Below are 7,350 nucleotides of genomic sequence, written 5' to 3' on the forward strand. Positions count from 1 at the left end.
GCATTGGACCATGCTGGCGAGGAACCTCCTGTACACGGGTGTGACCCGCGGCACGCGCCTCGTCGTGCTGCTCGCACAGCGCAAGGCGCTCGGGGTCGCGGTCCGCGGCGGCAACATGCGGCCGCGCTGGACGAAGCTTCGTGAATGGCTCAGGGCAACGCTACAACCACAGTGATGGCTGTCACGAACGGGAACGCGAGAATGTATGGCGCAGGGCCGTGACCGTGCCCTGCTGATGCGATGCGTCGCGGCCTGCGCCGCCGATAACTGCCTAAGGCCGCGCTCTGGTATTTCGGGGGTGGTAGCGCCAAAGCCGGCAGGAAGGCGAGATCAACCCTGGATTTTGTTCCTGATTTGTTCTAAATGGCCTCACGGATCGAGCCCTTGTTCAACCCCTCGGTTGCTCCGAGCTGCCCCTTATTATGGCCGATACCGAAATCCCGCCCCTCAGCCCCGACGACGCCAAGCTGATCCGCAACGAGCGGGCGAAGCTGACGGCGATGTGGGTCAACGGCGTCGCAGTCGCCTCCGTGGCTGTCGGCGGCATCTCCCCATCAGTGGCAATCTTCTCGGGCACCGCCAGCGCGCTTACTGCAAGCGCGCTTCTGATTGGTTGGAGTCTCCTGGCAGGTATACTACATCTGGTGGCCAGACGCCTGCTCGGAGCCCTGCGCGCGTGAGCCTGACGCTCGCACAGACGGTTGTTCTTTTTCTCGGCCCGCTCGTCCTGGCGACGATGGTCGGCATCGTCCTTTGGCTGACGCACGAGACGGAAACTGACCGTCTCAAACGCGCTGAAGCTGATCGTGCGATATGGCTTAAATATCAAGCTGAGCGTAAAGCGGCCGGAGAGTAGTCGCTCTTTTCATCTGATAAGCAGCTGTCCTCCAATTTCGCATTATTTCTCGTTTCGTGAGCGTGAAGGACTTAAGCTGCGCCACCTTGAGTTCATGCTTGTCTTCCAGCATGAGCTTTCCCTCGGACCGACGTCCCTAACCAAACAGGACCCTCTATGGCCGGCCTCAAGGACAAGCGTGGCTTCATCGATAAGGACCGCCTTGATCTGTCGGAACGCAAGGCTGTCGAGTTCTGGATGAAGCGCTGGGGCGTGACGCAGGACCAGCTGACGGCAGCGCATCGCAAGGTCGGTCGAATGACCAAGGACATTGCAGCCGAGCTGGGCAAAAAGCGTTAAGCGTGGGCTCGCCTCAACAGTGCAGCTCGTCAGGGGACGTCGTCGTTGGATAGGCCGCACCCCGATCGTGTTCGGACCAGCGCCTTGGACTTCTGGTTGGCTCGGAGCGCCATCGCCTGCGTGGCTAGCCTTCAATTGCTCGTTGTGAATGACTTCTCGCTGGGACCACGCTGGCTCGCCCCGACGCTTGAACTCGCGCTGCTGGTCCCTCTCTCAGCCGCCACGGCCTGGAACCAGGGTCGGGCGCGACACGCCACGACCGATGCACACTGGGCCGACGTTCACCGCCATCATCGCCTAATACGTAGAATGGCCCTGTTCATGACAGCGCTTGTCACCGTGGCGAACACTGCTGCCCTCTCGGCTCTGGTCCGCGCCCTCTTGAACGGCAAGGCAGCTGGCGGCTCAACCTTGCTCATAGATGCCCTCAACATATGGGGCACCAATGTCGTGATTTTCGCCCTGTGGTTCTGGACGACAGATCGCGGTGGCGCAGCCTTGCGCGGCCGCCCGAATGCGCGCGACCCCGACTTTCTGTTCCCCCAGATGACGTTCGGAACGGCTGAGGCGCGGGCACATTTCGCGCCGGGCTTTGTAGATTACCTGTTCCTCGCTTTCACCAATGCGACGGCTTTCTCACCCACCGACACGCTGCCACTGACGGCGCGCGCCAAGTTACTGATGATGGCCGAGGCGCTGGTCTCGCTGCTAACCGTGGCGCTTGTTGCCGCCCGCGCCGTCAACATTCTCGCCTGAACCAAGCTTCAGCGCGAAGCCAATTCATACCGACCCCGCGCAGCGCCCGAACTGAAGCGCGGCCCTACGATCGGGATGGATCCAGGCCATGTTCAACGACACGGTTTCAGCGTTTCGGTTTAACCGACCTCGCACCCCCTCCTCTGCAAACCAGCCACTGCACCGCCATGAGCCGGTGAAAGCGCTCGCTAGGACGACAACTGCTAAGCCTGTCGAATCAGGTCGCGTCAGCGCTGAGGCTGGCAGCCGCGACGCTGTGGCTGCCGACGCCGAGCGCTTCTTGCATCAGGTTCGAGGTGCCGGATCGCAGCCGCTCGACAGCGCAGGTTGGTTGCAGCGCGCCGGCTTGAACATCCGCAAGGCATCGGACGAGCAGCACCTTGAGGCCATCGCGCTAGCCTACGCGACCTACATCCGAATTAGCGCCAGCCCGCTGAAGTCCGCAATCATGGCCGAGCTTGAAACGTTGAGCGGGCGCAAGCGATCGCGCACCACCCACGACCTGCACCTTATCGTCGATCGGTTCGTCTCTTACGGTGGCGAGACCGCGGCCGAGAGGCTAGCGGCGCGCAAGCTGATCAGTCGGGACGTACGAGCGATCCAGCATCTCGAATCAGCCAAGGTGCTGCCAAGTCGGGTTCAGGCGCTGGCGGCTACGCCGGGCGAAGGGCTGCACGCCTGGGCGCGTCAGCGTGCGTTGGCGAAGCGGGTGTCTGCCGCGCCAGTGGATGCCATCGCGATTGCCCATCGAGCGAAGGCTGAAGCGCGGCAGCGGGCGATGATCCACAAGGTGACGATCACGACGCAGCGGCCCGACGGCTCTCGGAAGGGTCGGCGTCAGTTCAAGATCACTGGGGTTCTGAGCTCGGAGGTCGTGGGGCTTCGACGGCGCTTGAAGGGTCTGGAAATGCTCGCGGCGAGCGAAACTTCGGCTCGCTGACCGGGTCGACGGCTGAGCGGCGTATGCTCAGGCTCGCTTCTGGAATGCGCCAAGAGCGGAAGTCGGCGGTCCGCCCAGAAGCGGACGTTCAGTTTCAGGTGAGCGACCGTCCGGTGTCGACCCTTTGCAGACCCCCGGGATGTCGGCCTCCGGGCAACTCGGCTGACGGTGGCCTGCGACCGGAATGGGTGGTTTTCTGCCCGTCCGCTTTTGAGCGGAAGTTTGAAGAAGCAGACGCCGTCGCGCCCATTCACGATCCTCTTCGCGCACCTGAGGCATGCGCTCTTCTATTAGGCCACGAAGTCGACCGGGCTGGCCTCTGCGAATTACAATCGAAGACGCGGCTCGCTTGTTGGTGCGTCTCCCTCACCCGCTTCGCTTCACCCATACGCGTTCCGCGACGAGCCTCGGCGCATTTAAGGTGCCCTTAAGCTGAGAAGCGCGGAAACCCTGCGCCGGCCGCTTGGGCTCCGGCTCAGCGGACCTTTCGATTCGATGCCTCAACACACCACGTTATCGTCTCCGAGCCGCCGCGGCCTCCTGTCGGCCGCCGCCCTCGGCGGAATGGGCCTGCTTGCCGGCCGAGCTCGCGCCGACACCTTCGATTTCCATGTCCCGGGCGGCCCGAGCACCCGGCCCATGACGACGACCTATCCCGAGAAGGGGCGCATGATCGTCCAGCGCACCCGGCCGCCTTGGCTGGAGACGCCGTTCGATGTCTTCGACACCGGCGTGTTCACCCCGAACGACCAGCACTTCGTCAGCTGGCACTGGGCCACCTTCCCGACCCACGTCGACACTGACAGCTTCGCCCTGAGAGTCCACGGCCTCGTTGAGCGGCCGCAGGCGCTGTCGCTGCGCGCGCTGATCCACGATCTGCCGCGCTTCGAGATCGCGGCGGTCAGCCAGTGCGCCGGCAATTCGCGTCTCTACGCGCAGCCCCGGGTCGCCGGCGCCCAATGGGCGAACGGCTCCATGAGCAACGCTCTCTATGCCGGTGTGCGCCTGAAGGATGTCCTCGATCGCGCCGGCGTGAAGGGCGGGGCCACCCACGTGCAGTTCGGCGGCCTCGATGAGCCGCTGCTGCCCGACGCACCGAAATTCGTGAAGGCCCTGGATATCGATCACGCCCGCGACGGCGAGGTCATGCTGGCCTTCGCGATGAACGGCCAACAACTGCCGATGCTGAACGGCTTCCCGCTCAAGCTCATCGTCCCCGGCTGGTCGGCTGTCTACTGGATCAAGATGCTCGACGACATCGCGGTGACAGACCACCCCGATCCCAGCGTCTGGACCACGCGGAGCTACCGCGTGCCGGACACGCCCAATCACACGGTCGAGCCCGGACAGAAGGGTTTCGGCATGGTCCCGATCACCCGGAACCTGCCTCGCTCGTTCGTGACCAACCTCAAGCCGGGCGACAGCGTCCCGGTCGGGGCGCCGCAACCGGTGCGTGGCATCGCGTTCGGGGGCGACCGCGGGGTGGCCGCGGTAGACCTGTCGCTCGATGGCGGCCGGACTTGGCAGCCCACGACCCTAGGCAAGGATGAGGGCACCTACGGCTTCCGGCAATGGCAGGCAACGATCAGCCTCCCGGCTCGCGGGGCGCACACCGTGATGGCCCGCTGCACCAACACCGACCGGGTGATGCAGCCGATGCGGCGCGTCTGGAACCCGGGGGGCTACATGTCCAACCAGGTCGAGATCCTCGACCTCGTGGCGGCCTGAGAGGTGAGCGCGACCATGTCCCGATCCCTCATGTCCCGATCCCTCCGCACCGCCCTCCTGGCCGGCTTTCTTGCTGGCTCGGTGCCGGCCCTCGCCGCCGCGCCGCTGGAGCTTCGCCCGACGCCCGAGATCGACTTGCCCTTCGGCGGTGATGTCGGTTTCCCCGCTGGGCCGGGCTCCGACGTCATCGCGTCGAACTGCACGGCTTGCCACTCCGCCGACCATACCCTGAACCAGCCCGCCCTCTCCCGGGAGGAGTGGCATGCGGTCGTCGACAAGATGATCACCGCCTACAAGGCTCCGATCACGCCGGAGGATGCGCGGGTGATCGTCGATTACCTCGCCCGGGTCAAAGGCGAGCCGTAGCGGGCGAGGCACGCCTGGCGAGCCCGGGGCCGAAGATCGCGCTCGCCTTGAGGCCGGGGCCGCCGTCCCGTCCGTCGAGGTGCAAGCGGGCGCCGGATTGCTCCAGCGCCATGGTGACGATCGAGAGGCCGAGGCCGCTGCCGAGCTTCGCTCGCCGGCTGCCGCGCACGAAGCGCCGGATCACCAGGGCGCGCTCCGCCTCGGCAATGCCGGGTCCCTCGTCGGTGATCGAAAGGGTGGCACTTCCATTCGCGGCGAGCGCGACATCCCAGATGATCGCCCCCTCCGGCGGTGTCATCAACAGGGCGTTCTCCATCAGGTTGCGCATGGCGAGGTCGAACAGGTCCTCGTCCATCTGGATCTCGAGCTCGGTGAGGGCGGGCGCGAAGGCGACGCGCTCCGGCTGCGGCACGCTGCCCATCCCGGCGAGCAGATCGCGCAGGCACTCCTCCACGGGAATCCAGGCGATGGCGGCCGGGCGCCCGCCGCTGTCGAGGCGCGAGACCGTCAGGAGTTGCTCGACGAGGCGTGCCGACTGATCGACCGCGCGCAGGGTCTGGGCGAGGGCGGCATCCCGCATGGCGGCCCCGGGCGCCTGCATGGCCACCTGCACCTGCGTCTTCAGGCCGGCCAGCGGCGTCCGCAACTCGTGCGCCGCATAGGCCAGGAAGGTGCGCTCGTGTTCGCGCGCAGCCGCCACCTTGCCGAACAGCCGGTTCAACGCATCGACCAGCGGCCGGATCTCCGACGGCATCCGGCCGGTCTCGACCCGCTCCAGGTTGTCGGCATCCCGGGCGGCGAGGTCGCGGGTCGCGCGGTTCAGCGGCCGCAGGCCCCGGCCGACGCTGAGCCAGATGAGCGGCGCCAGGATCGGCAGGACGCAGCCGGCGGTGAGCAGCAGGCTTTCGATCAGGCCGTGCTCCAGTTGCCGCCGCTGCCCGAGATTGTCGCCCACGAGGATGCGGAAGCCCTTGGCCGGGTCGGACAGGGCGTAGACACGCCAAGCCTGGCCCTCGACCACGCGGTTCGAGAACCCTTCGTGCTGGTCCGACAAGACCGGATCCGGCGACCCGTCCGAGGCGCCGATCAGGTGCCCGTCCAGGGACCAGATCTGGCAGCTGAGGTGACGGTCGTAGCTCACCACCCGCGCCAGGGCGTCGCCGTCTCCGCCCGCCTGCCGTGCGGCCCCCGCCCGGGCCGGCGTGAACAAGCTGTCGACCATGCGGGCCGCCTCCATGAGGCGGCGGTCGAGGATGCTCTCGAACTGGGCGCGGCTGTCGACATAGGTCCAGGCGATGGCGGCGAGCCAGACCAGCCCGGTTGCCGTGACCAAGGTGACGAACAGGCGAATGCGCAGGGAGTTCACGCACGGCCCTCCCGGATGCGGTAGCCGAGGCCGCGCACGGTCTCGACCGCGTCCCGTCCGATCTTGGCGCGCAGATTGTGGACATGGACTTCGAGCGCGTTGCTGCCGATCTCCTCGTTCCAGCCGTAGAGGCGGGTTTCCAGCTGGCTTCGGGACAACACACGGCCGGGCCGCTCGATCAGCGCCTCCAGCAACGCGAACTCGCGGCGCGAAAGGTTGAGCGCGACGCCCGCCCGCGCGACCAACCGGCCGCTCAGGTCGATCGTGAGGTCGCGCCACGCGAAGGTTGCAGAGGCGCGTCCCGCCGCGCGCCGGATCATGACACGAAGCCTGGCTGCGAGTTCGCCCAGGTCAAACGGCTTGCCCATGTAGTCGTCCGCTCCGCGGTCGAGCCCGGCGATCCGGTCGGCAACGGCGTCGATCGCGGTGAGGACCATGACCGGTGTGGTGTCGTCCCGCGCGCGGATGTGGCTCAGCACGTCCAGTCCGGAGCCGTCGGGCAGCATCAAATCCAAGATCGCCGCGCTGTAATGTGTCGCAGCAAAGATCGACATCGCGTCCCCGCATGTGGCCACGCAGTCCGCGATCATGCCATGCAACGACAACCCGGAGACCAAACCGTCCGAAAGCACGGGGTCATCTTCGAGAACAAGGATGCGCACGGAACGTCCGCTTCAGGGTTGCGCATGCGCCGCGATCGCGCCGAAGTACCACGCTAGCGGCGGCTTGAGGCAACTTTGTGGGTTCAGCCCGCGGAGTACGCCTATAGGCCAGGACCGACCTTTAGCGGGACGGGCAACGAGACGGATGTCCGCTTCCGCGGTGTTGCTATGACCGGCTTCTACGACCGGGATGGGTCCAGGCCGTGTCAAAACGCCGGGAATGGGCTTTGTGCTGGGGTGCCGCCCCACTCTTGCGAGAATAGGCCTTCCACCGCTTGGAGCGGCCTTTTGTGGTCGAGCGGCGGTCCGTTTGAGTTGAAGGCGCTGCTGGACGGCT

General features: G+C 66.0%; 9 protein-coding genes. 7 read left to right on the forward strand and 2 right to left on the reverse strand.

The window, feature by feature from the left end:
• Positions 1–422: 422 nt before the first annotated feature.
• From MKK75_RS12460 to MKK75_RS12490, 7 genes are all read left to right on the forward strand, one after another.
• Positions 423–680 (forward strand): amino acid transporter, encoded by a 258-nt coding sequence (locus MKK75_RS12460; protein WP_244042879.1) that lies wholly within the window; start codon positions 423–425, stop codon positions 678–680.
• Positions 677–856, forward strand: coding sequence for a hypothetical protein (locus MKK75_RS12465; protein ID WP_244042880.1), 180 nt, complete (start codon positions 677–679; stop codon positions 854–856). Before MKK75_RS12460 ends, MKK75_RS12465 begins: the two co-directional genes overlap by 4 nt.
• A 156-nt stretch (positions 857–1,012) precedes the next feature.
• The gene (locus MKK75_RS12470; RefSeq protein ID WP_003600567.1) at positions 1,013–1,195 is read left to right on the forward strand and encodes a DUF3606 domain-containing protein; all 183 of its coding nucleotides are present in this window, start codon (positions 1,013–1,015) and stop codon (positions 1,193–1,195) included.
• A 45-nt stretch (positions 1,196–1,240) separates the two neighbouring features.
• Positions 1,241–1,951 (forward strand): hypothetical protein, encoded by a 711-nt coding sequence (locus MKK75_RS12475; RefSeq protein ID WP_409567556.1) that lies wholly within the window; start codon positions 1,241–1,243, stop codon positions 1,949–1,951.
• 88 nt (positions 1,952–2,039) lie between these two features.
• Complete coding sequence (locus MKK75_RS12480) at positions 2,040–2,891, forward strand: hypothetical protein (protein ID WP_244042882.1); 852 nt, start codon at positions 2,040–2,042, stop codon at positions 2,889–2,891.
• Positions 2,892–3,386: 495 nt separating this feature from the next.
• On the forward strand, positions 3,387–4,619 hold the full coding sequence (locus MKK75_RS12485) for a molybdopterin-dependent oxidoreductase (protein WP_244042883.1): 1,233 nt from the start codon (positions 3,387–3,389) through the stop codon (positions 4,617–4,619).
• A gap of 30 nt (positions 4,620–4,649) precedes the next feature.
• Complete coding sequence (locus tag MKK75_RS12490) at positions 4,650–4,985, forward strand: cytochrome c (RefSeq protein WP_244042884.1); 336 nt, start codon at positions 4,650–4,652, stop codon at positions 4,983–4,985.
• Here the strand turns inward: MKK75_RS12490 and MKK75_RS12495 are convergent.
• Together MKK75_RS12495 and MKK75_RS12500 are read right to left on the reverse strand one after the other, a co-directional pair.
• Positions 4,969–6,351, reverse strand: a complete 1,383-nt coding sequence (locus MKK75_RS12495; RefSeq protein ID WP_244042885.1) for a histidine kinase dimerization/phospho-acceptor domain-containing protein — start codon at positions 6,349–6,351, stop codon at positions 4,969–4,971. The two genes, MKK75_RS12490 and MKK75_RS12495, sit on opposite strands and share 17 nt — an antisense overlap.
• The gene (locus tag MKK75_RS12500; RefSeq protein ID WP_244042886.1) at positions 6,348–7,013 is read right to left on the reverse strand and encodes a winged helix-turn-helix domain-containing protein; all 666 of its coding nucleotides are present in this window, start codon (positions 7,011–7,013) and stop codon (positions 6,348–6,350) included. Before MKK75_RS12500 ends, MKK75_RS12495 begins: the two co-directional genes overlap by 4 nt.
• Between the last annotated feature and the right edge of the window lie 337 nt (positions 7,014–7,350).

Source organism: Methylobacterium sp. J-030, from assembly GCF_022829545.1.
GTDB lineage: Bacteria > Pseudomonadota > Alphaproteobacteria > Rhizobiales > Beijerinckiaceae > Methylobacterium.